General features: G+C 48.2%; 23 protein-coding genes. 4 read left to right on the forward strand and 19 right to left on the reverse strand.

Annotated elements, in window-relative coordinates; genetic code table 11:
• Window positions 1-39 precede the first annotated feature (39 nt).
• The 7 genes from sufU to ACFQZT_RS00310 all read right to left on the reverse strand — a co-directional run bounded on the left by sufU (window position 40) and on the right by ACFQZT_RS00310 (window position 5,429).
• Window positions 40-471, reverse strand: coding sequence for a Fe-S cluster assembly sulfur transfer protein SufU (gene sufU / locus ACFQZT_RS00280; protein ID WP_379295382.1), 432 nt, complete (start codon window positions 469-471; stop codon window positions 40-42).
• A complete protein-coding gene (locus tag ACFQZT_RS00285; RefSeq protein WP_379295384.1) occupies window positions 458-1,681 on the reverse strand; it encodes a cysteine desulfurase in 1,224 nt (407 codons plus the stop codon). The genes sufU and ACFQZT_RS00285 overlap by 14 nt, the downstream gene beginning before the upstream one ends.
• The gene (gene sufD / locus ACFQZT_RS00290; protein WP_379295386.1) at window positions 1,678-2,973 is read right to left on the reverse strand and encodes a Fe-S cluster assembly protein SufD; all 1,296 of its coding nucleotides are present in this window, start codon (window positions 2,971-2,973) and stop codon (window positions 1,678-1,680) included. Before sufD ends, ACFQZT_RS00285 begins: the two co-directional genes overlap by 4 nt.
• A gap of 13 nt (window positions 2,974-2,986) precedes the next feature.
• On the reverse strand, window positions 2,987-3,817 hold the full coding sequence (sufC, locus tag ACFQZT_RS00295; RefSeq protein ID WP_379295388.1) for a Fe-S cluster assembly ATPase SufC: 831 nt from the start codon (window positions 3,815-3,817) through the stop codon (window positions 2,987-2,989).
• Between the two features lie 158 nt (window positions 3,818-3,975).
• Window positions 3,976-4,560: a DUF1802 family protein gene (locus ACFQZT_RS00300; RefSeq protein ID WP_379295390.1), complete on the reverse strand. Its 585-nt coding sequence runs from the start codon at window positions 4,558-4,560 to the stop codon at window positions 3,976-3,978.
• A 161-nt stretch (window positions 4,561-4,721) separates the two neighbouring features.
• Entirely contained in the window at window positions 4,722-4,889 is a 168-nt protein-coding gene (locus ACFQZT_RS00305) for a hypothetical protein (protein ID WP_379295392.1), read from the reverse strand.
• 90 nt (window positions 4,890-4,979) lie between these two features.
• Window positions 4,980-5,429 carry a Dps family protein gene (locus tag ACFQZT_RS00310; RefSeq protein WP_379295394.1) on the reverse strand — a complete coding sequence of 150 codons (450 nt, stop codon included), beginning with the start codon at window positions 5,427-5,429 and terminating at the stop codon, window positions 4,980-4,982.
• A gap of 217 nt (window positions 5,430-5,646) precedes the next feature.
• On the opposite strand from ACFQZT_RS00310, the gene mtnK reads away from it, so the two are divergent.
• Complete coding sequence (mtnK, locus tag ACFQZT_RS00315) at window positions 5,647-6,873, forward strand: S-methyl-5-thioribose kinase (RefSeq protein ID WP_379295396.1); 1,227 nt, start codon at window positions 5,647-5,649, stop codon at window positions 6,871-6,873.
• A complete protein-coding gene (mtnA, locus tag ACFQZT_RS00320) occupies window positions 6,870-7,946 on the forward strand; it encodes an S-methyl-5-thioribose-1-phosphate isomerase (RefSeq protein ID WP_379295398.1) in 1,077 nt (358 codons plus the stop codon). The genes mtnK and mtnA overlap by 4 nt, the downstream gene beginning before the upstream one ends.
• 368 nt (window positions 7,947-8,314) lie before the next feature.
• Here the strand turns inward: mtnA and ACFQZT_RS00325 are convergent, their stop codons facing one another.
• The 3 genes from ACFQZT_RS00325 to ACFQZT_RS00335 all read right to left on the reverse strand — a co-directional run bounded on the left by ACFQZT_RS00325 (window position 8,315) and on the right by ACFQZT_RS00335 (window position 11,321).
• Window positions 8,315-9,289 (reverse strand): AraC family transcriptional regulator, encoded by a 975-nt coding sequence (locus ACFQZT_RS00325; RefSeq protein WP_379295400.1) that lies wholly within the window; start codon window positions 9,287-9,289, stop codon window positions 8,315-8,317.
• Window positions 9,290-9,321: 32 nt separating this feature from the next.
• On the reverse strand, window positions 9,322-10,341 hold the full coding sequence (locus ACFQZT_RS00330; RefSeq protein ID WP_379295402.1) for a Gfo/Idh/MocA family protein: 1,020 nt from the start codon (window positions 10,339-10,341) through the stop codon (window positions 9,322-9,324).
• A 128-nt stretch (window positions 10,342-10,469) separates the two neighbouring features.
• The gene (locus ACFQZT_RS00335) at window positions 10,470-11,321 is read right to left on the reverse strand and encodes a D-alanyl-D-alanine carboxypeptidase family protein (RefSeq protein WP_379295404.1); all 852 of its coding nucleotides are present in this window, start codon (window positions 11,319-11,321) and stop codon (window positions 10,470-10,472) included.
• Between the two features lie 260 nt (window positions 11,322-11,581).
• Between ACFQZT_RS00335 and namA the strand changes: the two genes are divergently transcribed.
• Complete coding sequence (namA, locus tag ACFQZT_RS00340) at window positions 11,582-12,586, forward strand: NADPH dehydrogenase NamA (RefSeq protein WP_379295406.1); 1,005 nt, start codon at window positions 11,582-11,584, stop codon at window positions 12,584-12,586.
• A gap of 54 nt (window positions 12,587-12,640) precedes the next feature.
• On the opposite strand, the gene ACFQZT_RS00345 is transcribed toward namA, so the two are convergent.
• From ACFQZT_RS00345 to ACFQZT_RS00370, 6 genes are all read right to left on the reverse strand, one after another.
• Window positions 12,641-13,363 (reverse strand): amino acid ABC transporter ATP-binding protein, encoded by a 723-nt coding sequence (locus tag ACFQZT_RS00345; RefSeq protein WP_379295742.1) that lies wholly within the window; start codon window positions 13,361-13,363, stop codon window positions 12,641-12,643.
• A 14-nt stretch (window positions 13,364-13,377) separates the two neighbouring features.
• Window positions 13,378-14,025, reverse strand: coding sequence for an amino acid ABC transporter permease (locus ACFQZT_RS00350; protein WP_379295408.1), 648 nt, complete (start codon window positions 14,023-14,025; stop codon window positions 13,378-13,380).
• Window positions 14,026-14,109: 84 nt separating this feature from the next.
• A complete protein-coding gene (locus tag ACFQZT_RS00355; RefSeq protein ID WP_379295744.1) occupies window positions 14,110-14,886 on the reverse strand; it encodes a basic amino acid ABC transporter substrate-binding protein in 777 nt (258 codons plus the stop codon).
• 197 nt (window positions 14,887-15,083) lie between these two features.
• The gene (locus tag ACFQZT_RS00360; RefSeq protein ID WP_379295410.1) at window positions 15,084-15,236 is read right to left on the reverse strand and encodes a hypothetical protein; all 153 of its coding nucleotides are present in this window, start codon (window positions 15,234-15,236) and stop codon (window positions 15,084-15,086) included.
• A gap of 155 nt (window positions 15,237-15,391) precedes the next feature.
• On the reverse strand, window positions 15,392-19,786 hold the full coding sequence (locus ACFQZT_RS00365; RefSeq protein ID WP_379295412.1) for an InlB B-repeat-containing protein: 4,395 nt from the start codon (window positions 19,784-19,786) through the stop codon (window positions 15,392-15,394).
• A 281-nt stretch (window positions 19,787-20,067) separates the two neighbouring features.
• Window positions 20,068-20,370, reverse strand: coding sequence for a YunC family protein (locus tag ACFQZT_RS00370; protein ID WP_379295414.1), 303 nt, complete (start codon window positions 20,368-20,370; stop codon window positions 20,068-20,070).
• Window positions 20,371-20,552: 182 nt separating this feature from the next.
• On the opposite strand from ACFQZT_RS00370, the gene ACFQZT_RS00375 reads away from it, so the two are divergent.
• On the forward strand, window positions 20,553-21,041 hold the full coding sequence (locus ACFQZT_RS00375; RefSeq protein ID WP_379295416.1) for a hypothetical protein: 489 nt from the start codon (window positions 20,553-20,555) through the stop codon (window positions 21,039-21,041).
• Between the two features lie 164 nt (window positions 21,042-21,205).
• Here ACFQZT_RS00375 and ACFQZT_RS00380 read toward each other — a convergent pair whose 3' ends face one another.
• The 3 genes from ACFQZT_RS00380 to ACFQZT_RS00390 form a co-directional block, all read right to left on the reverse strand.
• On the reverse strand, window positions 21,206-23,065 hold the full coding sequence (locus ACFQZT_RS00380; protein ID WP_379295418.1) for a putative bifunctional diguanylate cyclase/phosphodiesterase: 1,860 nt from the start codon (window positions 23,063-23,065) through the stop codon (window positions 21,206-21,208).
• Between the two features lie 25 nt (window positions 23,066-23,090).
• Window positions 23,091-24,593, reverse strand: coding sequence for a PAS domain-containing sensor histidine kinase (locus ACFQZT_RS00385; protein WP_379295420.1), 1,503 nt, complete (start codon window positions 24,591-24,593; stop codon window positions 23,091-23,093).
• A 142-nt stretch (window positions 24,594-24,735) separates the two neighbouring features.
• Window positions 24,736-25,101 (reverse strand): DUF423 domain-containing protein, encoded by a 366-nt coding sequence (locus ACFQZT_RS00390; protein ID WP_379295746.1) that lies wholly within the window; start codon window positions 25,099-25,101, stop codon window positions 24,736-24,738.
• Window positions 25,102-25,149 lie beyond the last annotated feature (48 nt).

A 25,149-nucleotide genomic window follows, 5' to 3' on the forward strand; every position in this document is an offset into this window, starting at 1 on the left:
TAAGAGTTTTGCTTGCAAAACTGTCTTCGTAAGCGTTACTCATTCGTGCTTTTGTGACTGCTCAATCCCTTTGCGCAGAGCGTTCCAGGCAAGGGTTGCGCATTTGATCCGTGCAGGGAATTTATTAACCCCGGATAATGCCTCTATATCTTCGTATTCAAATTCTACGTTTTCGCCTTTCATCAGACCGGAGAAGTTCTCGGCCATCTTCAACGCTTCGTCCAGCGTCTTGCCTTTTACGGCATCCGTCATCATGGAAGCGGAAGATAAGCTGATGGAACAGCCTTCACCAAGAAACTTGGCGTTCTTTACGATGCCATCCTCAACCTGCATTTGCAGCGAAATTTTATCGCCGCAGGTCGGATTGTTAAGGTCGATGGTCACCGCTTCGTCAGACTCGAATTTCCCGCGGTTGCGTGGATTTTTATAGTGATCCATAATCACTCTGCGGTATAAATCATCCAATTGCATGACCGAAGTACTCCTTTGTTTTTTGTAAGGCTGCTACAAGTCGGTCAACATCGGCTTCTGTATTATACAGATAAAAGCTGGCGCGTGCGGTAGCTGTCACTTGGAGCCATCTCATGAGAGGCTGACAGCAGTGATGCCCTGCCCGTACAGCGACACCTTCCGCATCCAGAACGGTCGCCACATCATGAGGATGCACATCCCCAAGATTGAACGTTACAAGTCCCGCACGATCTTTGGTTGGACCATAAACAGTCAGATCTTCAATCTGCGCCATGCGATCGAGAGCGTACTGAGTCAGCTGTATATCATGTTTATAAATGTTATCCATGCCGACTTCCTGCAGAAAATCGATCGCCGCGCCCAACCCGACAGCTCCGGCGATGATTGGCGTTCCGCCTTCGAATTTCCAAGGCAGCTCCTTCCATGTCGATTCGTACAAATCCACATGATCAATCATCTCGCCGCCAAACTCGACTGGCTCCATCGTTTCAAGCAGTGCCTTCTTCCCATACAATGCCCCGATTCCAGTAGGCCCACACATCTTATGTCCGGAAAGCCCGTAGAAATCGCAGTCCAAATCTTGCACATCCACTTTCATGTGCGGCGTGCTTTGTGCGCCGTCAACCATCATCTTGGCTCCATGCTTATGAGCAATTCGGGCAATTTCTTTGACCGGATTGATGACACCAAGTACGTTGGAAACATAAACGACCGAAACGATTTTCGTACGGTCTGTAATGACCTGTTCCACATCGGCCAGTGAAATCGTGCCATCCGGCTGTAACGGGATATATTTCAAAGTGGCGCCTGACGCCTTGGCGGCTTGCTGCCAAGGAATCAGGTTGGAGTGATGCTCCATCGGAGTAATGACGATCTCATCGCCTTCATTCAGCGTTTTCGCAAAACTGGTCGCCACAATATTGATAGCTGTCGTTGTGCCTCTAGTGAAAATGATCTCCTGCTCGCTGGATGCGTTAATGAATTTGGCCACTTTAGAGCGAGCCCCTTCATAAGCGTCAGTCGCACGAGAACCCAGTGTATGAACCCCACGGTGAACGTTAGAATTGTCCCACTCGTAATAATGCTTCAGTGCTTCAATCACCGTGATCGGCTTCTGGGAAGTCGCTGCGCTGTCCAGGTAAACCAGGGGATGACCGTTCACTTCTTGCTTGAGTATGGGAAAAAGTTCACGTATCTCCGAGGTTTTCATTGTCCCAGCTTCCTCTCCACTAAGCTTTGTAGTTGTTCCTCAACAATCTTGATCGGAATTTCTGAAACGACCGGCGCCAAGAATCCGTAAATGATCAAGCGCTGAGCCTCTTCCTTCGGAATTCCGCGAGACATCAAGTAATGAACCTGTTCGGCATTGACTTGGCCTACGCTCGCTGCGTGGCCTGCTTTAACATCATCTTCGTCGATCAAGAGGATCGGATTTGCGTCACCGCGTGCTTTCGGACTCAGCATCAGCACTTTCTCGGTTTGCTGGCCGTTACAGCCCGTAGCGCCTTTTTCGATCTTGGTGATACCGTTAATGATTGCCGTAGCGCCGTCTCTCATAACTGCACGAGTGATCATGTCGCTAGTCGAAGCTTTGCCCCAGTGAACAGCGCGTGTGGTCAGATTTAGCTTCTGCTCATCCGTCCCTACACAGATCACCTTTGCATCGGAATCGGAGCCATTGCCTTTAAGAACCGATGTCGTATCCGACATGGTATTACCGTAGTTCAGCTCGCCAACTACCCACTGAACGGCGCCGTCATTCTCAAGAATAGCGCGGCGGTATGTCAAATCCGTAACGGACTCGCCAAGGTTGTGTATGGATGCGTAATGAACTTTAGCGCCTGGTTTCACGAACACTTCGACGATTCCGTTTTGCACCAGTTCGCCACCTGTGTGAGCAGATACAAAATTATCGACATAAGTCACAGAGCTGAATTGCTCGGCAACGATCAGTACGTGAGGAGCAAAGGTAGCCTCTGCATTGTCCGTAACAAACAAAGCTTGTAGCGGAATATCAACACGAACGTCTTTAGGCACATAAAGGAATATGCCACCGTTCCATAGGGCTGCATGAAGTGCTGTCAATTGATTTTCGTTCGCTTCTACAGCTTTCATGAAGTAAGGCTTTACCAGATCGGCATGCTCTCTAAGAGCCGTTTCCAGATCTGTGAAAATGACGCCTTGCTGTTTCAATTGTTCGGAAACTTGCTTGTGCACGATACCGGAGTTTCTTTGTACGATCAGGTTATCCGGATTTGCTAAACCTCTTGCTGCTTCAGGTAATTCATCTAAGGATGCAAGAGGGGCTTGCGCTTTATAGGAACCATAGGAGGAAATGCTCCATCGGTCGATTCTTGTCTTTTCAAGCTTGGGTAATTCCAAAGATTCGGCAAGCTTCAACCCTTCTGTACGAAGGGAAGTCATCCATTCCGGCTCTTGCTTACTGCGGGAGAGCTCGATGACCGCATTCGAATCAATGGAAAGCGTTGTTTGAGTGCTCATGTTATCCTCCTGATTAGTACTTCGGCGCGGTTGTGTTCATTGGAATTTTGAATTCTTCCTCGTCTTGACCTACAGTTTCATCCACGATGCCGAGCTCTTCTTTGATCCAGTCGTAACCTTCCGCTTCCAGACGCTGAGCCAGCTCAGGACCGCCGGATTTTACGATGCGACCTTGCATCATAACATGTACAAAATCAGGATTAATGTAATTGAGCAAACGCTGATAGTGCGTGATGATCAGGAAACCGCGATCTTCGCTGCGCATAGCGTTAACGCCTTCAGCTACGATGCGAAGTGCGTCGATGTCGAGACCGGAGTCGATTTCGTCAAGAATGACGATTTTCGGCTCAAGTAGCAGCATTTGAAGAATTTCGTTACGTTTTTTCTCACCGCCGGAGAAGCCTTCGTTCAAGTAACGGTGCATGAACTCGGGATTCATTTCCAGTTGTTTCATCTTACCTTCCATTTGACGAATGAACTTGATCAGGGAGATCTCGTTGCCTTCTCCGCGGCGTGCGTTCATAGCACTGCGCAAAAAGTCAGCGTTTGTTACGCCCGTAATTTCGCTTGGATATTGCATAGCGAGGAAAAGGCCAGCGCGAGCTCTTTCATCAACAGCCATATCCAGCACGTCTTCGCTGTCCAGCGTTACGGAGCCTTCCGTTACTTCATATTTAGGGTGGCCCATCAAAGCGGATGCCAGCGTACTTTTACCAGTTCCGTTAGGTCCCATGATCGCATGAACTTCTCCACCTTTGATTTCAAGGCTAAGACCTTTCAAAATTTCCTTTCCTTCGACGTTCGCTTTCAGACCGTCTATTGTGAATGTTGGTGAATTTGCCATTTCTTATGCCTCCATAAAGTAAATGTACTTTTATATGAAAATCATTCTTAAATGATTCTCACTGATTCTCATTAGAATAATTCTATTATAACTTACCGATTGAAATCAAGAAAGGGCAATTCCACGAAAAAAGAGAGCATTTGTGAAAATGATGTCATCTAAAGAGCAAGATGTCGTTTGATCTCTTCAATTTGCGCATGAAATGCCTCATCTGCAAGAACTGGGGTCATAGATAGATCTTCAAGCTGTTCGCTTTGAATTTGAATCCACGACTTGCATCCCAAATAGGCTTGTTCGATCGGAACTTCTACCGGAGAATCCAGTTTATAAACCCGTAACAACATAATATGCAGTGGGTTTTTGCGTTTCCACTTCAGTCTTTCTTCCGTAAAATTCTCGGTCCAGATATGAAAGGGATACAGCTTATTAAGCTGATCTTGATCGCTAATCTCAATATCTTCAACCAATTCAGCGTAGGTACTGATCTTAACGTTCGAATCCTCGGGACTCCAATCTTCCAGTGTCTGATCAATCACGCTGCGGTACTGATCTTTCAATAATTCTCTGCGTTGGTGCTCATAGGTCGGATAGAGAAAAAAAGCATCGGACTCCACCTGGAAATCCCTTGTTTCTTCAACGATTCCTCCCTTGCGCATAATAAAGATTTGCTCCCCGCTTTCCAGAGCTCTAACAGCTGACGCCCATTCCTTGAGAGCGATTGGTTTCGTATCCAAATCTTGCACACCTCGTTCTCCACTGTGATGCTCTATATTATAAGAAATCTGACTGGGCAAAACAATGCGGGAAGTAAGCGATTAACTAAATGACAAAGGCGATCGGAGCATGAGCTGCCATCTTCGGTAAAATTCAAAGGGATGACTTTGTCAGCCATCCCTTTGCACTACTATTTAGAATTATCAGCGTAATAAGCGGGTTGAATACGGGCAAACTGTTCTTGATTCTGCTTCATCGGGTTCGGATCTGCGGAAGAACCCGGAGAATCCGCACCGAAAGCTAATAGAAACAAAACGCAACAAGCGGCACATATAAGCAGCAGATTTAGGATTTTCATCAGGCAATCCTCCGAATCTCATTTGCTTACAGTATAACCCGCTTTCGTTATGCACATGTTTGGCCAGGTTAAAGATTTTGTAAAGCTGTTTTATCCCAGGAAGGATTGAAGCATCCAACGGTGTTTTTCCAGAGAGGTTTGAATCGCTAATAGCATGTCCGATGTCGTCTCATCGTCGGCCTCTTCACACGCTTTGATTCCAGCCTTCAGCTCCTCGATGACGATGCTGAAATCTTCGATGATCGCTTCCACCATTTTCGTGGCTGTCTCGCTGCCGGATGCTTCCTTAAGTGAAGAAAGCTCCAAATATTGTTTCATCGTTGCTGCAGGCTGTCCGCCGATGGCAAGCTGACGTTCGGCAAGCTCGTCGACATGGAGGGCTGCTTCATTATAAAGCTCTTCAAATTTAACATGAAGCGTAAAAAATTGATTGCCTTTTACATACCAGTGGAAATTATGAAGCTTAATGTAAAGTAAGCCCCAATTCGCAATTTGTTTGTTGAGTACGACTTGAATCGATTGAGATGTTGCTGTTGCCATGATCAAACGCCTCCTTCATTAATCAAATCTTCCTTAATTATACAGGAACGCAACCGTTCATGCTAATTTGCCTCATTTTCGCTGTTTTCATGTAAATTATGTTGCAATTTAGAACTAAGTATTTCAAGGTTGGGCATTTTGTCTTATACTAGGGAAAGATGATCAATACATAGTAAATTGGTTGGAATTAAAACCAATGCATAGAGGAGGCAATCGCATGTCTAAATACCATCCGCTTAGCGAAGCGCAAGCGATCCAGTACGCCCGGCAAATTCCGGACTTGTTTCAGGCAGGAGCAGAGCTGTCCAGCCGGGAAATCGGTGACGGCAATTTAAATTTAGTGTTCCACATTTCGGAGCCAAGCACAGGCAAAAGTATTATTTTAAAACAAGCTCTTCCTTATGCCAAAGTGGTCGGGGAATCCTGGCCCTTAACACTAGACCGCGCTCGCATTGAAAGCGAAGCGCTGCAAATTGAAGAGTCGCTGTGCCCGGATCTCGTTCCGCACGTTTATGCTTACGAACCGGATCTCGCGCTGACCGTGATGGAAGATTTAAGCGATCATGTCATCATGCGCAAAGGGCTCATTGAGCGAAATCAATACCCGTTGTTTGCAGAGCATATCGGCCGTTTTCTGGCTCACACCCTTTTCTTCACCTCGGATTTGGGGAAAAATCAGCAGGAAAAGAAAGTTCAGCTTGGACGTTTTATCAATCCGGAGCTTTGCAAAATTACGGAAGATTTGATTTTTGACGATCCTTATCGCGACGCGGATACGAATAGCATCGAAGCCCATATTCGTGATGCTGCCGAGCAAATTTGGAATGATAACGAGCTTCATCTGGAAGTAGCTATTTTGCGCAACAAATTCCTGACCAGCGCTCAAGCGCTTTTGCACGGAGATCTGCATACCGGCAGTATTTTCATTAAGCCTGATTCTACCAAAGTAATTGACCCTGAATTCGCTTATTACGGTCCGATGGGTTTCGATATTGGCGCCGTTTTAGCGAATCTGCTGCTTAACTTTGCCGGCCAAGAAGGTTGGAGCAAGGATGATGAGAGCCGTGCCGCTTACCGTAATTACTTGCTGCAAACGGTTAAAGACGTATGGTCCAACTTCGAAAGCAACTTCCGCAAGCTATGGAATGAGCATGGGGTTGACCGTGTTTTCCAAACGCCGGGGTATCAGGACTATTTCATGGCGACTTTGCTTCAGGATACCTTCGGATTCACGGGAGCTAAAATGGTGCGCCGCGTGTATGGACTTGCGCATGTAGCGGATATCGATAAGATTGACGATGCATCAGCCAGAGAGCGCGCCCAACGCCTTGCTTTAGCCATTGGAACGAAGCTGATTCGTATCAACCGTCAAGCAAAATCAATCGATGAACTTATTGATCTGGTCACCCAAGAATCAACTATAGAAAGAGGACTTGCACTATGAGCCATATCGGAGCAGAAGTAACGAACGAGCAAGGGGCATTGCAATCCTTGCGCTGGAACGGCCAGCAGCTGGATCTGTTAGATCAGCGATTGCTGCCGGAAGAAATCGTGTATTTACCGCTGGAAACACCGATTGAGGTGTGGGAAGCGATCCGTCACTTGAAGGTACGCGGCGCTCCTGCGATCGGGATCGCCGCCGCGTATGGGGTTTATCTGGGCGTCCGTGGCCTGGATGCCGGTGTGGACGGGCTTCAGGCCGAAGTCCAGAAGCAAGCGGACTACCTGGCGACGTCGCGCCCGACGGCCGTGAATTTGTTCTGGGCGCTCGACCGCATGCGGGCTCGAGCGGAAGCACTTGCGTCAACCGGCGTGAATGCGGCTGACTTCAAGCAAGCGCTCCTCGACGAAGCGAAGCAAATTCAAGCGGAGGACGAGGAGACGAATCGGTTGATCGGCGAGCATGCGCTGACGCTGTTCGCCGACGGTTTCGGCGTGCTGACGCACTGCAACGCCGGCGGCCTCGCCACCGCCAAGTACGGCACAGCGCTAGCGCCGTTCTACTTGGCGAAAGAGAAAGGCGTGAACATCAAGGTGTTCGCGGATGAGACCCGGCCGGTGCTGCAGGGCGCACGGCTGACGGCTTTTGAGCTGCAGCAAGCCGGCGTGGACGTGACGCTGATCTGCGACAACATGGCCGGCGCGGTCATGTCCAAGGGTTGGATTCAAGCGGTTATCGTCGGGACGGACCGCGTAGCGGCGAATGGCGATGTCGCCAACAAGATCGGCACTTACAGCGTAGCCGTGTTGGCCAAGGCACACGGCATTCCGTTCTATGTGGCGTGCCCGCTGTCCACGATCGATCTGAACACGCCAACCGGCGCCGATATTCCGATCGAAGAACGTCACGAGGATGAAATTACGCAAGGCTTCGGCAAGCGTACTGCGCCTCAAGGCGTGAAAGTCTACAATCCGGCATTCGACGTAACGCCGAATGAGTACGTCACCGCGATTATCACGGAAAAAGGCATCGTGCGCGCGCCTTATAACGAAAGCTTGCGCGGCCTTTTCGAATAAAGAAAAAGTGGTTGAACAAGGAGTTAACTCCTGCTCAACCACTTTTTTCATTCCCGCTTGACTTAAGCTTGTTTTTCCGCGCTAACGGCCAGCCAAAGGCATGAGAGCCGACTTTAACGCGGAAAAACAGTCTTAAACTGCCGAAGATCCTTGCCCGCACCGTGCTTCCGCGGACTTAAGCATGTTTTTCCGCGTTATCGTCCTGCCATCGATTGCCTGCTCGACTTTAACGCGGAAAAATAGCGTTAACTGCTAGTTATTGCCGATTCCTCTAAAGACGCGCAGCTCTTCTCAGGTGTGTGCCCTCTTTTGGTCATTCGTGAAACGCTGCAAAGGGCATGAACATTACAGGCCGCCTCTTCGCTCCTCTATCCGGTACCTTTAACTTTCTCCCGATACTGCACCGGAGTCATGCCATAAGCTTTCTTGAACACGTAGTGCAAGTAATTGCTTGTGGCGAAGCCGTTGCTCTCCGCGATCTTTTCAAGCGTCCAGTTGCTTTGTAGCAGCTCGTTGCATACATGCTGCAGCCGAACTTGCTGCAAGTAATCGCTGAATGCGATTCCAGCCAGCTCCTTGAAAATACGCTGCAGCTGCCGTGAGCTGATCTGCACGCGCTCCGAAACAATTTCCAGCGTCAGCGGACGTCGGTAGTTGTCTTGAATAAACTGCACCGCAAGCTGGTAGCGGTAGCTCTTCATGTCGCGTGCAGGCAGGTTTAGTCCCTGCGGCTCTTCTCTATAAGCGCCTACGGTTCTTAACAGCATTTGCACAATGGCTTGCTTAATCATGGTGTAATGGCCTAATTGGTTGCTCCGCCAAGCTTCATAGGCGATAAGGAACCACTTCATCGCATCCTGCCGGTCCATCGCCGGCCAATGCGGAAGCTCTTCGAGCTGCCGGATGCACGCATCGGCCTCGGCAATCTCCCACGCCTCTCCCCAGGCACCCATGACGTGGGAATTTTCGGTAGCTTGATCCAGCTTAACGATATCCACGTGCAGGCACAGCTCATCCATCGCTTCCCGCTCATCAGCTTCCTGACGATGGCTGACGCCTGGACCCGTCAAATAAAGCATCCCCTCATGAAGGGGATGAACCGTCCCATCGAGTGTAACGGTGCCTTTTCCACGTGGTATGTAATGAAACTCATATTCAGAATGATGATGGAAATCGATAACGGTACCAGGCGGAAAAGAGGTTAGATGACACCGAAGTATGCGAAACCCGTAGCTTCCCCAACGAAAAGCAAGTTCCAACCGATCCAAGGCCATTGGATTTTCGAGCATCGGTTCAAAATAAAAAGGTTGGACCATCAGCTTCCCGTGGTTGCTTGTGTTCATACATAACCTCCTTTCCGTGTCATTCTAACGAATTATGCCTGTAAAGAATCGATTCGAACCTGCCCTTTGGAGGCGGCAGATCGATTGGAAGCCTCCATCAGCTTCGTCAGATCTACGGCGAGTTGTATATTTTCAGTTGCTTTGGTTCCATTTTGAATATGGGATACCCATTGTTCAAACGCGGATAGTCTCGCATCCGGCAGATTTCCTTGCTCTATCCACTTCCCGCTTGCTTCAGGGAGTCTTGTTGTGCGAAGCAGCAGCTTGCCGTCATGATCGGAGTACAGCAAGCTTCCATCCGTTCCGTGAACTTCAATCACAAACGGCGAAAATGCATTCACGAAGCCGGCCTCGACGATGCCGATTGCGCCATTATCATATTGCAGCGTAGATACGGCATTATCTTCCACTTCCCTGCCTGTCACATATCCGTAAGAAGCGCTTACAGACTGCGGCATTCCGAGGAAAAGCCGGGTCAAATACATGGGATGGCAGCCAAGATCGATCAAAGCTCCGCCACCGCACTGCTCTGCATTATAGAAATGTTCCGGAAGCCAGCCCTTCGGATTAGACGCTGTGGAAAGACCGCCATTATGGGACAAGCGTGTCCGCACCAACGTAATTTGACCGAGCAGCTCTTGCCGCACAATATCTTGAACTGCTAAGGTATAACTTGCGTTCAGCCTTGGAAGCGATACCGTCAACTGGACCCCCGCTTCCTCAACTGCTTGCAAAATTTCATTGACTTCCCGCAACGTCGGTGCAATTACTTTTTCAGTAAAAATATGTTTGCCCGCCTTCGCAGCCGCAACCATTACATCGCGGTGAAGATTCGTTGGCGTATCGACGACAACGCCATCAATTTCAGGATTCGCAAGCAGTTCTTGCAAATCTGAATAGAAAGCGACACCGCGAGCCTCTGCCTCTGCTTGTCCCCGCTCCTGCACCTCATCCCAAACGGCTACAATTTCCGTATTCGGATGCTCGGCTACTTGTTTCGCATAGTCTCTTGCATGAACGTGCCAAAAACTTAACATTGCTACTTTTATCATGATTAACCTCCAAAAAAGTGACTTGGATTCATTGTAGCATGACAAAGGAGCCTGATAAATTTCGAATTAGCGACAGACAACTATATAAAATTACGACATAACCAAAAGTAAAGGCGAACCGTGTTAAGTTATTTCGTTACGGGTGCCGCTTTAAAATATTCCTCCATCGTAAGCCCTTTAGCTGTAAGCTCTTTGGACAAATCCGTGCCTACATAGCGAATATGCCAAGGTTCATACTGGTAACCGGTAATGTTGGCTTTCCCTTTCGGATAACGAACAATGAAGCCATATTCGGCTGCATGCTGTTCGATCCATTTCGCTTCTTTCGTGCCTCCAAAACAATCCTCGGCCGCACATTTGCCATCGCTGCCCGTTACATCAATAGCCAGTCCCGTTTCATGCTCACTCGTACCAGGGACTGCACTATAGGTTTTCGCTTTTTCCTCGCCATCTTTCAGAACGTATCTCTGAAAAACGGACTTCTGCGTTGCGTAAGAACGGTAAGCCGACACGCCCACAAGGTGAATGCCGTCCTTCTCCGCTCCTGCAAAAAGTTTTTCCAGCGCATCTGCCGCTGTCTTGCGCATCTCCCGTTTCTCGATCTTTTCTGAGAAGACAAATGGAACATCAGGATACACCAAATCTGTAGGTTCGTAGTCGGGGGGCAAAGAATTTTGCTTGTTGACGAGTACGGTGATGCTTTCAGGTTTGGCAACGACTTGAACAGCTCCATTTTTTCCGCTGTTTGCTGAAGGCGTAGGCGTAACGCTTGGGGCTTGCGTCGGTTTGGGTGACGGCGATGCCGACGATGTGGCTTTATCAGAAGCCGATGCAGAAGGGGAGACGGTGCTCGTTGCATTAGCTGTACTGCTTGCTGTCGCGCCTGCTGAAGGTGTCGGCTCCGCCTTGTTGCTGCTGCAACCTGTTAATATCGTAAACGCCGCAACTAACGCAAGCGTGTATTTCATCTGATGGTTCATGTTCGTAAAATCCTCCTCAATATTGAAAAAGCACATATGGAATAGACTGTTTTAGTAATGAAAAAGTTTCAAATTCGGCAAAGCCAAAAAAGAAAAGCCGCCAAACAGCAGTTGCGCCTCATTCGCAGCCTTAACATATTTTATGCCTTCTGCATTCACCTTTCAAGCTTCATTAAACTTGATAATTCCAAGTGGAATAGTATAGAATAAACAATGACATTGTTAATAATTAATCCAAATAAGCGAGGATGTGAGCTCATATGCTTTTTACTCCCTATACCATTAAAGAAGTGACTTTAAAAAATCGGATCGTCATGTCCCCCATGTGTATGTACGCCTCGGACGAAACTGGCGTAGTGAAGGATTGGCATCATGTCCATTATGCGACCCGCGCGGTAGGTCAGGTAGGCCTCGTTATTTTGGAAGCCAGCGCTGTGACCGCGCAAGGAAGAATTTCGCCTAAAGATCTGGGCATTTGGGATGACACTCATGTGGAGGGTCTCCGGCGAGTCGTCGACTCGATCCACGGGCATGGTGCCCATGCAGGCATTCAACTGGCCCATGCCGGGCGCAAAGCCGTCCTGGACGGTCCGATAATCGCTCCTACGGCCATCCCTTTCTCGGATGCTTACAAAACGCCTGAAGCCGCTACGTACCAACAAATCCAAGATACGATTGCAGCTTTCGCCGATGCCGCGTCACGAGCCAAGCAAGCCGGGTTCGACGTGATTGAAATCCATGGTGCTCATGGCTACCTGATCAATGAATTTCTATCTCCACTCACCAATCACCGGGAAGATGAATACGGTGGCGACAGGGACCGGCGCTTCCGCTTCTTGAGCGAAATTGTCACCCGTATCCGGGAGCGCTGGGACGGTCCTCTATTCCTGCGTATATCCGCTCATGAATACGCACCGCAAGGGCTGACTCCCGAAGATCACGTCCACTACGCATCTAAACTGAAGGCGCTGGGCGTAGACTTGATCGACGTCAGCTCAGGCGGTCATGTCCCCGTTGTCCCGACCGTATATCCGGGCTATCAGGTTCCATTCGCCGAAACCATTCGTACTCAAGCAGGCATTCCTGTAGGTGCCGTCGGGTTGATTACAGAGCCTGAACAAGCCGAAGAGATATTGCGCAACGAACGGGCTGATCTGATCTTCCTAGGTCGAGTTTTGCTGCGGGACCCGTATTGGGCAAGAACAGCGGCTCGCAAGCTTAACGCCGAAATCACGCCGCCTGCATCCTACCAACGCGGTTGGTAAAACAGAAAAAAGTCTCACCCCGAAGCCATCGGAGTGAGACTTTTCACTTTCTCTTTAAAGTACTTTAGATAAAAATGACTTCGTACGTTCCTGTTTCGCATGCTCAAAAATTTGCTCGGGCGTTCCTTCCTCCACGATCACACCTTGCTCCATGAACATAACGCGGTCGCCTACCTCGCGGGCAAAGCCCATCTCATGAGTTACAACAACCATCGTCATTCCCTCTTTGGCGAGCTGCTTCATCACCGCTAATACTTCGCCGACCATCTCAGGATCAAGCGCCGAGGTGGGCTCGTCGAACAGCATAATTTTAGGTTCCATCGCAAGCGCTCTTGCTATCGCAACACGCTGCGCCTGACCGCCGGAGAGTGAGTCCGGAAGCGCATTGGCTTTATCGGAAAGGCCTACATTTTCAAGAAGTTCAAGCGCTTTTTTCCGCGCCTTCTCCACAGGCCATTTTCTTACTTGAATCGGTGCATGCGTAATATTGTCGATCACCTTCATGTGCGGGAACAAATGAAACCGTTGGAATACCATACCTAACTCCATGCGAATTTCGTGAATTTTGTTCGCCGGATCCAGCAACGATTTGCCTTCAACGAGAATGGTTCCTCCGTCCGGCTGTTCCAGCAGATTCAGACAACGTAGAAACGTGGATTTCCCTGAACCGGATGGCCCAATGACGACAAGAACTTCTTTATTTTGGATGTCAGCGTTAATATCCCGAAGGACGACATTGTCGCCGTATGCTTTTTTCAAGTTTCTAACTTCGATCATGGCGCTCATCTTCGTTACACTTTCCTTTCCAGATATCCGAGAAGCTTACTTAGGGAGTAAGTGAGAATGAAATAGATCAAAGCTGCCGTCAAATACGGCTCCCAGACTTTAAAGTACTGGCTGCGCATCGCGTTCGACCAATACATCAGCTCCGGCGCAGCGATGATTGCAAATAACGACGAGTCTTTGATCAAAACGATAAACTCATTGCCGAACGGCGGAATCATGCGTTTGATGGCTTGCGGCAAAATGATCGATTTCATCGTTTGGACATGTGTCATCCCGAGCGAATAAGCAGCTTCCGTTTGCCCCTTATCGATGGATTGAATCCCGGCTCTATAAATCTCGGCCATGTACCCTGCTGAATTTAAAGAAAGAGCCACAATGGATGCTGCAATCGCATTCGTTGTACCGATGAATAAAGGAACGACCCCGAAATGGACAAGCAGAATTTGTACGAGGAGCGGCGTGCCGCGAAAAAAGTTTACATACATGCTCGTCGGCCAGCGAAGGTACCAACGGCTTGACAATTTACCCAACCCAACACCAAGGCCTAATACGGAGCCAAAAAGGATGGATAGGATTGATATGCCTATTGTCCAAAGAGTACCCTTTAGTAACAAAGGAATGTACTCTGCAATGATGTCAAAACGAAAATCCATAAACACTTCCCTTTCGTTTCCTATTTTGCTGTTTACAGAATAAAAGCATGCGCAAAGTTGAAGTTACGCATGCTTGCCAAACGATTATTTTTGCTCGAGCAGCTTCTTGGTGTCAGGCTCTTGACCGAACCATTTTTTGTACACTTTCGCATATGCACCGTTCTCAATAACTTTCTTGATCGCAGGATCAAGCTTAGCTTTGAGTTCGCTGCCTTTAGGGAGCAGAATTCCGTAGTATTCGGATTCAAAGTTTTTTGGATCCGGGATTGCCACTAATTTTTTATTCGGATTGTTTTTCACATATTCGCGAATGATGGCAATATCCGCTACAACTGCGTCAACACCGCCATTTTCAAGCTCCATCAACGCGAGTGTATTGTTGTCCAAACGTTTCAGGGCCTTGTTATCAGCACCCATAATTTTGGTCATCAACGTATCAGCCGTCGTAGAGATTTGAACCGCTACTTTCTTATCTTTCAGATCCGTTGCGCTTTTGATCGGGCTTCCTTCTTTAACCAGAATCATGTTCGTGGACTCAAAGTAAGGAATTGTGTAATCGTAGGTTTGTTTACGTTCGTCAGTAATCGAAACGCTGGAAATACCCCCTTGATATTCTTTACCCTGCTGAACGCTTGTCAGCATCGTATCCCAGCCTGTGTTGGTTACATCATATTGAAGCCCAGCTTCTTTCATTACTTCTGCAAGGAAATCAATATCGAAACCTGACAATTTGTCTTTATCCATGTATTCCATTGGCGCATAAGCCGCATCTGTCGCAAATTTGTACTTCGTGCCCCCAGCTTGATTGGGTTTAGCCCCGCAAGCGGTAATCGCCAAAATGAATACTAAAGCTAAAATCATTACACTTAGTTTTTTCAAAGTTATTCCTCCACCATTATGTAAAATGTATGTATCATATTCTAACACCTGGTCAATAAAATGACAACGTATGAAGAATGCAAAAAAGGCAGGAAAATACAGGAATGAAGCGTTTTCTCCTAATATTAGGCATGAGAAAAGCGTTCCCCTAAGATAAGAGAACGCCTGAGAAACCTCATTTAACTTTCATTTACCCACACTTCATGCCAAAACCCCGTATTCGGATCAATTACATACTCCCAATACTTTGTATCTCGTATGTCCAGAGATTGCAATTCTGGTTTGACCCACGACTTTTTCGGCTGTACGACTGCCTGCTCATTAAGTTCCACGTATGATCCTCCTTGTATTTCATTTGGGGTCCCCGCAAAGTACCCGGATTATGCTCCAGAGCTTGGCGTCACTTTGTGGGGCTTTGTTCATTTGGGGTCCCCGCAAAGTACCCGGATTACGCTACAGAGCTTGGAGTCACTTTGTGGGATTAAGTCTAGAATAAGCCTGCTCCTGTGAAGATGCCTTTAACGAAATCCATTTTGTTCATCGGCCCTTCTATATTCCCTGCATGATCCACACTGTAGTACTCCACCGTCTTCGTCGATCCGGCGGTTACCGTGAACGATCCGGAGTAGAGGGTCCACGCTCCGCCATTGATGCGGTATAACGTAGTCTTTACGCCTGATCCCGCTTCAGGATCTGTGGCGCGCAGGGTCGTAGTAAATCCGCTGATGTATTGTTGTCCTGCCTTGTTGCGGGCAAAGATCGGGTCGAAGTGATATAGCGTAACCGGTGCCGTCTTGTCGAGCTTCAGCTCGATAGATTTGACGTTCTCTACGTTCCCTGCATTGTCGGTGCTTCGATACTCATACGTATATACCCCATTTTGCTGAACAAGGATCGGACCTGTGTACACATTCCACGTTCCGCCGTTTACGCGGTATTCGGTTCGCTTTACGCCTGAGGCGTATTCCGTCGCGAGTGCGCTAGGACCACTGTCCGTTGCAGTGAGCGTCAGCGTGATATCAGATCGATAGAAGTTATAGACAGGGTCCGGTCCATAAACCGACGAAGCTACAGCGGCGGTAACCGGTGGAAGAGTGTCGACAGGCACCGGAGTTGTTGCGTTCACCGTTACTGTGGCTACGTTGCTCGTTACCGTTGCTGTCTTGCTGCCTGTTGCGCTGTTGTTCGTGTTCGTCACCACGACATAGTAGTAGGTCGTTCCAGCCTTTGACGTCGGCGCCGCATACGATGCGCCCATTGCGCCGGTGATCGCTGTGCCGCCGCTATTGCTGCTCGTCGTGCTGCTGTACCACTGGTAGTTCAGCGTTCCGCTATCGCTCACCGTTGCCGCTATGCTCAAAACCGGGCTGCTGGCGCCTTCGTTCACCGTCGCTCCCACCGGCTGCGTAACGATAACTGGCGTGGCCGCATTCACCAATGCCCACTTTGCATACAACTTCACGTCAGCTAAGCCTAATCTTATCGGAGCGCCTGCCGTATAATCCGTTCCGGTTCCGTCTGCCTTTGTATTCCAACCGGCGAACGTGTAGCCCGTCTTCACTAAGACTCCCGTGTTGCCCAGAATCGTGGCTGCATCTCCTTTATGATAGGCGTTGCTGTCCGTCGGCACACTGCCTGACGTAGCGCCGTTGCCATCATAAGTTACCGCGAATGTCAATATAAATGCCATGACGCTTGATTTACTGCTGTTATTCCCATCCTGAAATACAACATATAAATTGCCGTTGCTGTCGTCGATAACCATTCGTGTATAAAAAGCATCACCTGCCGTAAAACCGGCGGCGCCCACATTCTCCCACGCGCTACCATTAAATTTCTTGACTGTAGCTTTACGTTTTTTACCAAAATCAGAATACACAACATAGGGCGCGCCGCCGCTGTCGAAGATTATACTTGGACGATCTGCGCTGTCTTCCGTAAAACCGGCGGAACCTACATTCTCCCACGATTTCCCGTTATATTTCATGACGGTCGCTCGGCTGCCGTACTTGCCGTCCGGATACGAGACATAGGGCGTGCCACTGCTATCGACTGCGATATCTGTAAAATCGGGATTGCCTGAAGTAAAACCGGCGGGACCTACATTCTCCCACGATATCCCGTTATATTTCATAACGGTCGCCATACCCATTTTGACCCAATCCTTATATACAACATATGGCGTACCGCTTTTGTCGATAGCTATATGTGTAGAGGTTACATTACCAGACGAAAAACCGGGAGATCCTGTATACTCCCACGTGTTCGAGACTCTGTTAAATTTCATTACGCTCGCTTTATTGCCGCGACTCTCATCCTGATATACAACATAAGGCGTATCACTGCTGTCGATGGCTATATTGGTCTCATAGACAGTACCTATCGAAAAACCAGGGGAGCCTACATTCTCCCACGAGTTCCCATTGTACTTCATAACGGTAGCTTTTCTACTCCTCCCCCCATCCTGATACACAACATAGGGCGCTCCTTTGCTATCGACGGCTATACTTGGATACGCTACAGAATACGTCGAAAATCCGGGGGGACCTACATTTTCCCACGAGCTTCCGTTATATTTCATGACAGTTGCTTGGTAGGCGTTCCCCCCATCCTGATACACGACATAGGGCGTACCTCTGCTGTCGATGGCTATACCGGTATAATCAGCTCTGCCTGCCGAAAAACCTGTGGAGCCAACGTCGACCCATTGGTTAACTCTCGCCGTCACCCACTTTGCGTACAGCATCATATCCGTCTTAATCGGCGTATTGAAATCGAATGCTGAGTTCAAACCGCTGTCGCTGTACCATCCGCCGAACGTGTAGCCGAGCTTCGACGGATCGGCAGGCTTGATCGCCGTATGGTTATAGTTCACCGTCTGGCTGCTCACAGAGGCACCGCCATTACTGTTGAAGCTTACTGTCTGCTGAAGGATAAAGCACGCTTTGACAGAACCAGGCGCAGGATCGCCGAAAGTACCATTATCACAAGTGAAAGTGCTGCTAAAATCACCATATGTATATTTCCCATTAACGCCGTAACGCACGTGCACGGTTCCAGTCCCACTAACACTGCAGGTATCATGCTCAAAAGCGCAGAATGCAAGATTAGCCGAGCTCACGGCTACCGTACTTGTCGCCGTGTAACTTCCGACCGTCGTCGTCACCTTGATATAAGCTATTCCTGCGCCCACCGGCGTCACCGCGCCGCTGCTGTCTACTGTCGCTACTGACATATCGCTGCTCGACCATGTCACATTTTGCACTGCGTTGCTCGGTGATACAGTCGCTGTCAGTTTAGCCGTTCCGGCACCCGCCGTCAGCGTCAGCGTGCTCTTATCCAGCGTCACTCCTGTCACTGGCACCGCCGTCCACTTCGCATATAGCGTCACGTCAGCTGAACCTATGCTGATCCGGGTACCTGCCGCATAATCCGTTCCCGTTCCGTCCGGCTCCGTATTCCAACCCGAGAACGTATAGCCCGTCTTCACTAAGCCTCCTGTGTTGTCCTGAACCTTGGCCGAATCTCCCGGTTGGTAGGCAGTACTGTCCGTCGGCGCGCTGCCGGATGTAGCGCCGTTCTTGTCATATGTCACAGTGTATGCCATTGTAAACTTCATGACGGTCGCCCTATTGCTGTTACCCCCGTCCTGATAAGTGATATAGGGTGTGCCGCCGCTGTCGAGGGCTATGTTTGTATAATTGGCTCTACCTGCCGAGAAACCGACGGAGCCTACTCTCTCCCACGAGCTTCCGTTATATTTCATGACCGTGGCTTTAAGACCGTTAGTCGCATCCTGATACGCGACATAGGGTGTGCCGCTTCGATCGACGGCTATGCTCGTATATTCCGCATTGCCTGCCGAGAAACCGGCGGAGCCTACAGTCTCCCACGAGTTTATGTTATATTTCATGACTGTTGCTTTAGAGTTTTTGTCCTGATCCTGATACACCACATAGGGCGTGTCGTTACTATCGATGGCAATTCTTGTATAACTTACGTTGCTTGCCGAAAAGCCGGCGGAGCCTACGGTCTCCCACGAGCTTCCGTTATATTTCATGACTGTTGCTTTAGAGTTTTTGTCCTGATCCTGATACACCACATAGGGCGTGTCGTTACTATCGATGGCAATTCTTGTATAACTTACGTTGCTTGCCGAAAAGCCGGCGGAGCCTACGGTCTCCCACGAGCTTCCGTTATATTTCATGACCGTTGGCTTACCATTGATGCTCCCGTCCTGATACGCTACATAAGGCGTTCCGCCGCTATCGATGGCAATATCCGTATACGTGGCGCTGCCTGCCGAAAAGCCGGCGGATCCTACAATCTCCCATGAGCTTCCGTTATATTTCATGACCGTAGCTTTAGAGCTGTTTCCCCCATCTCGATACACGACATAAGGCGTGCCGCTTTGATCGAAGGCTATGCTTGTATAATCCGCATTGCCTGCCGAGAAACCGGCGGAGCCTACAGTCTCCCACTCTAATCCGTTAAAGTTCATGACTGTTGCTTTAAAGTTTTTGTCCTGATCCCGATATACCACATAGGGCGTGTCGTTACTGTCGATGGCAATTCTTGTATAACTTACGTTGCCTGCCGAAAAGCCGGCGGAACCCACATTCCGCCACTTAAATCCGTCATATTTCATGACTGTTGCTTTTTTACCCGATTCTTCATACACAACATAGGGCGTTCCATTGCTGTCTAAGGCTATACTTGTATGATCTGCGGATTTCGCCGAAAAACCAGAGTAGCCTACATTGACCCAATTATTAGCGGCCGCCTCGGCAACCATTGGCGCGCCCATGCCTGACAAAAAAATCAGCATTCCCAGTATGATACATAATACTTTACGATGATTCTGATTTGCCTTTCGATTCAATATCATCTCGCTCCCTTCGAAAATAAATCAAAAGCAATATTCTGGTGCCAACCTTGCCGAAATTTCAATTCTTTAATAAGTCTACAACTGCCAAATAAAAGAATAATGAAAAATTCGGCCATAAACAGGTAAAAACCGCGCAGCATCAAGCCTTTGCGGTTTTTTTTCAATTGTAATTATTAAATTAAGTTTTAAAGAATAGTTGTGTTTATACATAATCTCACAAAAAAAACGCCGGGATCCGGATCCCAACGTCTTTATTTTGGATATAAAACAAACCGTCACATCATTTTCAGAATTGCTTCCCGGCCTGTCATTCCCGCAACAATCCCCAAATCTTCTGCTGTATAGGTCACAGATTCAAGCGGAGCATCCAATAGCTCTTGAATCGTTCGGACTCCCGTTGCCCGAGCAGCAATAATGTTTCTGTCCCTCAATCGTTCGTTCAGCAGCGCAACATCCAGCGCGCCGCACATAATATATCCTTTATCCGTCGTAACGACAAGCAATGTAGTCTTGGGCAGCTTCACTTCTATAGCTATAGCCGTATGTCCTTCAAGGAGAATGGGTTCTACGCGCATCATGCTCTGCACAGCTCCTCTTTGCAGTCTTACGGGTAGTATATGCGCGTAGTGCTAGTACGGTGTAACGAAAGTCGCAGCTACTAGTCCTTTTTGAAACTGTCCTGCAAGCAAGAGGTGTTTTTGGACATCATATCATGATATAGTTACATAATGAAGATTATCATCAGGAGCAAGGAGGCCGTATGAGTCAAGGTAAAGCAAATACGAATCAGACCGGACATTTATTCACCGTAGAGATATTAATCGAGGATGCCACCAATGGCCTTGCTTTGGAGAAGCTCCTTCGTGTATTAAATGCAAATACCGTTAAGGATTATCAAATTATAAAAGGTATCGAGCTGGGCAAATTAATCGAGCTCAATATGAATAAAGAAAACGCCATCCAGAATGAATCTCCCAAAAAAGCACAAGCATCGTCAACCGGAACAGCCGCTGCCGGACCGTCTGATGCCCCTGCATCCCAAAAAATCATTGAGCAATTGGAAAGCTTCAAAGCGAAAAATACACTGATCCGTCTAACGGTCATTAAAGCCAAGGGCATCAAACTTAACCTGCCATGCCGCATTCTGAATTATGACAGCAGCAGCCAGAACGTTACCGTTTATCATGTGGATGAGAAAAAAGTATATTTATTTAAATTAAACGAAATCGAAGATTACGTTGCTTTCTAAAAACATCATTTAAGATAAACCGTCGGGGACTTCCCTGACGGTCCTTTTGCGTGTAAATCCATTTATGTGCGACTTAGGATGGATACAAGGTATAGCATCTGCTCACTTCGAATCAGTAACGATGTAAAAAGGGTATCCCCTCATACGGGATACCCTTCTTTTTATCATGTCGGCTCATTAGCAGCCGCCGCATGAGCGTTGCTGCTCAGCATGCTTTCGATTTCACCGGCGCTTACCGGCGGACTGAACCAGTATCCCTGTACTTCATTGCAGCGGTTCTGATGAAGGAAGCGCAGCTGATCCTCCGTTTCTACCCCTTCGGCAATGACTTTCAAGTTCAGGTGGTGGGTCATCGCAATGATGGTCGCTACGATCGCCGCGTCGTTCGGATCCACCATAATATCGCGGACAAACGATCGATCAATTTTCAGCTTATCGATCGGGAATTTTTTCAAATAATAGAGAGAGCTGTATCCGGTACCAAAGTCATCGATGCTGACGTTCACCCCAAGCTCTTTGAGCTCAAGCAGGCACTGAATGGCATGATCCACGTCCATCGTCATGCTTTCCGTAATTTCCAACTCCAGATATTGCGGGTCCAAGCCGGTTTGCTCCAGCACATAACTAATCTTGCCTTTGAGGTTATGCTGGAAAAATTGCCGCATCGACAGGTTGACCGATATCGGCATCGGCGGGAAGCCTTGATTTTGCCATGCCTTATTCTGCTTGCATGCGGCACGCAGCACCCATTCGCCAATCGGCACAATGAGTCCCGATTCTTCAGCGAACGGAATAAAATGATTCGGCGATACGATGCCCCGCTCCGGATGGTCCCAACGAATCAGCGCTTCGATACCGACGATGCGGCCCGTTTCAATCTCCACCTGCGGTTGGTAGTAGAGAATGAATTCATCCCCGGCGATCGCCTTGCGAAGCTCGTTTTCAAGTTTCAACCGATTAATGGATACCGACTTCATATCGGAGTTGAAGATTTGGAAATCGTTGCGTCCTTTTTCCTTAGCTCTGGCTAAGGCGATGTCCGCATATTTCATTAACGTTTCCGCATCTTCGGCATCTTCGGAGGAGATCGCAATCCCGATGCTCGCCGTGACATGAAGCTCATATTGTTCAAGCAGAAAAGGTTTCTCCAGCACCCGGTTGATGCCGGCAACCAGCGCAATCGCATCATTTGAATCCGCTACGTTAGCAAAGAAGAATGCGAACTCGTCACCTTCTGTCCGAGCGAGAAAATCATTTTCCGTTACACATCTTGTGAATCTTTCTGCCAGTTGCAACAGCAGCATATTGCCGTAATCGTGGCCAAAGCTGTCGTTTACAAGTTTAAACCGATCAATGTCCAGATAGAAAACAGCGAGCTTCTGCCCCTTAGACTTCGACAAAACGATCGATTCGTTCAAATGATCCTTAAATTTCCGGCGGTTCGGCAGTCCGGTCATATCGTCATAATAGGCCATATACCGGATTTGTTCGTCTCCGCGCTTGCGCTCTGTAATATCCTGACAGATTAAAATACTGCCGTTTGTTTCGGGCTGAATGAGCACAGGAACAGCTGTCACATGCAGATCAACCCTATAGCCGCTTTTATGCAGTACAGCGGTTTCAAAAGTCGTCGGCGCGCCCGCATAAACCTGATCCAAACAGCTAGTTGTAACTTCCGAGCATTCCGCTGTCACATAGGAAGAAAAGGACTGATTCATCAGTTCGCTCACACTATATCCCATAATGGTCTCGGCTGCATGATTGATTCGAATGAACTGTCCGCCTCCGTCAAAAATACCGATTGCATTAGGATTATGCTCGAACAGGGAATCGAGTACACTTTGATGATCGTGGTCTTGCGCCTTTAGAGCTATCGATGCTTTCGTGCTGCTATCGCTCCAGCGCCATATAACGAGCAGCATCAGAGAGGCTAGTATACAAATCCACGCAGCATACGGCTTTATGTAAAGGCTTCCGAATACGACGAGAATGAGATACCCGCCTACATATACCCGCTTTTTCACAGGTTGTCCTCCTTCTACAGCACCGTCATAGATGAATGGGTAGCGTTACGGTGACGACTGTTCCTTCGCCCACTTTACTTTCTATTAATAAATATCCGTGATGATCTTCAATGATTTTATACGTAATCATCATGCCTAGCCCCGTGCCTTTTTCCTTCGTCGTATAGAACGGCTCCCCCAACCGGGCCAACACATCCTCAGGAATCCCGCTGCCTCTATCTTGGAGAACGATTCGAATCTGTCTGGCACCTTCTGCCCGCAGAAAAATATCGATTGGACCGCCATCCGGCATAGCTTCTATGGCATTCTTGATAAGATTAATGAACGCCTGTTTCAATTGATTCTCTTCACAAAGGACAAGAGGCAAATCCCGCTCGGCAACTAGGTGGATTTGAATGTTGCTTAGATGGGCCTGCGTTTCCAGAAGGGTCACTACACCGTTCAATATCGATTCGATGCTCTTAGACTGGTAGCGAACCATCTGCGGCTTTGCCAGCACCAGCATCTCTGTAATAATGAGCTCGATTCGGCTAAGCTCGGACATCATGATTTCGTAATATTCCGGTTTATTCGCCGCACCAGATTGCATGAATTGAATGAATCCCTTCAGCGATGTGAGCGGATTGCGAATCTCATGTGCGACCCCTGCCGCGATCTGCCCGACAACGGACAATTTCTCGGATTTGCGCAGCATCTCTTCTGTTTTTTGCCGTTCCGTTATATCCTTGAACGTCATCACTACACCAATCTTACGTCCGTTATCATACATCGGCGAGGTCATATATTCGACAGGAAAAGATTCACCATTTTTCTTGACAAATATCTCGTTCGAATTGCAATCGCACCCCCCTTCCAGCATGGTTCTGTATAAAGGGGAGCTGTTCGAGGGGCTCATCAATTCGCCCGCTTCGCAGGCCCCAGTCAAGATGAGATAAGGATTTTTACCAAGCATTTCTTCGTATGTATAACCTGTTAATCGTCTGGCCGCATCATTCCAAAATATCGTTCCCAAATGCTCGTCGATGCCGAAAATACCGTCTGAAACTGCATTAAGGATGAGCTGGTTTTTGTTATGTAATTCATCGATTGTCGCTTCATTAAGCTTCCGTTCTGTAATATCTTGAACTTGAGAGACATAGTATAGAGGCTTGCCGTCTTCATCTCTGACCAGCGATACGCTGAGAATTCCCCAAATTACTGAACCATCCCGGTGCACGTAACGTTTTTCCACTTGAAAAGAATGCCGTTGTCCTTGAACAGCTTGTTCCTGCAGCTGCAAATCGATCTCCCTATCATCAGGATACGAAAATTCGCTGTAATGTCGGCCTACCAATTCTTCTTCGGTAAAACCGAACAGGTTGCATAACATTGCATTCACCATGAGAAATCTGCCGTCCAAACTTACGAGTGCCATACCGATGGCTGCGCAGTCAAAAGAATGATGAAACAGATCATCGCCTGTGAGTAGACCAAGCTCCTCTGGAATCTGTTTCCTTTTATTAGATGGATTCCCTGTGAATTCTGCCATGCTTCCCTTCCTTTCGAGTGAGGAAGAATGATCTTTTCAATTCGGCATAATAATTCTACATAAACTGCGCTTTTTCCTGCTAAAGGCATAAAGAAAAGAAAAAAGAGTCGGATTTATCCGACTCTTGTCTTATTGCGTCATCTTATTTCCAAGCTGCTATCGCCAGAAGAATCCATCCTACCAAAAAGCTGACTCCCCCAAGCGGGGTAATAGGCCCAAAGAACTTAAGCCCCGTCAAACTCAAAGCATATAAACTTCCCGAGAACAGGACAATGCCAATAAAGATTGCCCAACCTGACGCTTGGACCATTGAACTGTGGCTAAGCTTGTCCGATAAGATCGCAATCAAAATAAGGGCAAGCGCATGAATCATGTGATACTGCACGCCGGTATGGAAAACGTCGAGTTTATCCGGTGTCAGCTTTTGCTTCAAATAATGCGCGCCGAAAGCTCCTAAAGCAACGGATAAGAATGCATTCACGCTGCCCAGGAACAAAAAGATTTTCATCATGCTCGTCTACTCCTTCATCCATGTAGATATTCCTTCCTATCATAG

It is taken from the genome of Paenibacillus sp. GCM10027628 (assembly GCF_042676385.1).
GTDB lineage: Bacteria > Bacillota > Bacilli > Paenibacillales > NBRC-103111 > Paenibacillus_E.

Excerpts from the sequence above, each read along its gene's own strand:
- ACFQZT_RS00330 (WP_379295402.1), bottom strand. The coding sequence starts at position 10,341 with ATGATAAAAGTAGCAATGTTAAGTTTTTGGCACGTTCATGCAAGAGAC.
- ACFQZT_RS00325 (WP_379295400.1), bottom strand. The coding sequence starts at position 9,289 with ATGAACACAAGCAACCACGGGAAGCTGATGGTCCAACCTTTTTATTTT.
- ACFQZT_RS00385 (WP_379295420.1), bottom strand. The coding sequence starts at position 24,593 with ATGGCAGAATTCACAGGGAATCCATCTAATAAAAGGAAACAGATTCCA.
- ACFQZT_RS00375 (WP_379295416.1), top strand. The coding sequence starts at position 20,553 with ATGAGTCAAGGTAAAGCAAATACGAATCAGACCGGACATTTATTCACC.
- ACFQZT_RS00305 (WP_379295392.1), bottom strand. The coding sequence starts at position 4,889 with ATGAAAATCCTAAATCTGCTGCTTATATGTGCCGCTTGTTGCGTTTTG.
- ACFQZT_RS00310 (WP_379295394.1), bottom strand. The coding sequence starts at position 5,429 with ATGGCAACAGCAACATCTCAATCGATTCAAGTCGTACTCAACAAACAA.
- ACFQZT_RS00370 (WP_379295414.1), bottom strand. The coding sequence starts at position 20,370 with ATGATGCGCGTAGAACCCATTCTCCTTGAAGGACATACGGCTATAGCT.
- mtnK (WP_379295396.1), top strand. The coding sequence starts at position 5,647 with ATGTCTAAATACCATCCGCTTAGCGAAGCGCAAGCGATCCAGTACGCC.
- ACFQZT_RS00355 (WP_379295744.1), bottom strand. The coding sequence starts at position 14,886 with ATGATTTTAGCTTTAGTATTCATTTTGGCGATTACCGCTTGCGGGGCT.
- ACFQZT_RS00350 (WP_379295408.1), bottom strand. The coding sequence starts at position 14,025 with ATGGATTTTCGTTTTGACATCATTGCAGAGTACATTCCTTTGTTACTA.
- ACFQZT_RS00335 (WP_379295404.1), bottom strand. The coding sequence starts at position 11,321 with ATGAACCATCAGATGAAATACACGCTTGCGTTAGTTGCGGCGTTTACG.
- mtnA (WP_379295398.1), top strand. The coding sequence starts at position 6,870 with ATGAGCCATATCGGAGCAGAAGTAACGAACGAGCAAGGGGCATTGCAA.
- ACFQZT_RS00345 (WP_379295742.1), bottom strand. The coding sequence starts at position 13,363 with ATGATCGAAGTTAGAAACTTGAAAAAAGCATACGGCGACAATGTCGTC.
- namA (WP_379295406.1), top strand. The coding sequence starts at position 11,582 with ATGCTTTTTACTCCCTATACCATTAAAGAAGTGACTTTAAAAAATCGG.
- ACFQZT_RS00285 (WP_379295384.1), bottom strand. The coding sequence starts at position 1,681 with ATGAAAACCTCGGAGATACGTGAACTTTTTCCCATACTCAAGCAAGAA.
- ACFQZT_RS00390 (WP_379295746.1), bottom strand. The coding sequence starts at position 25,101 with ATGAAAATCTTTTTGTTCCTGGGCAGCGTGAATGCATTCTTATCCGTT.
- sufU (WP_379295382.1), bottom strand. The coding sequence starts at position 471 with ATGCAATTGGATGATTTATACCGCAGAGTGATTATGGATCACTATAAA.
- sufC (WP_379295388.1), bottom strand. The coding sequence starts at position 3,817 with ATGGCAAATTCACCAACATTCACAATAGACGGTCTGAAAGCGAACGTC.
- sufD (WP_379295386.1), bottom strand. The coding sequence starts at position 2,973 with ATGAGCACTCAAACAACGCTTTCCATTGATTCGAATGCGGTCATCGAG.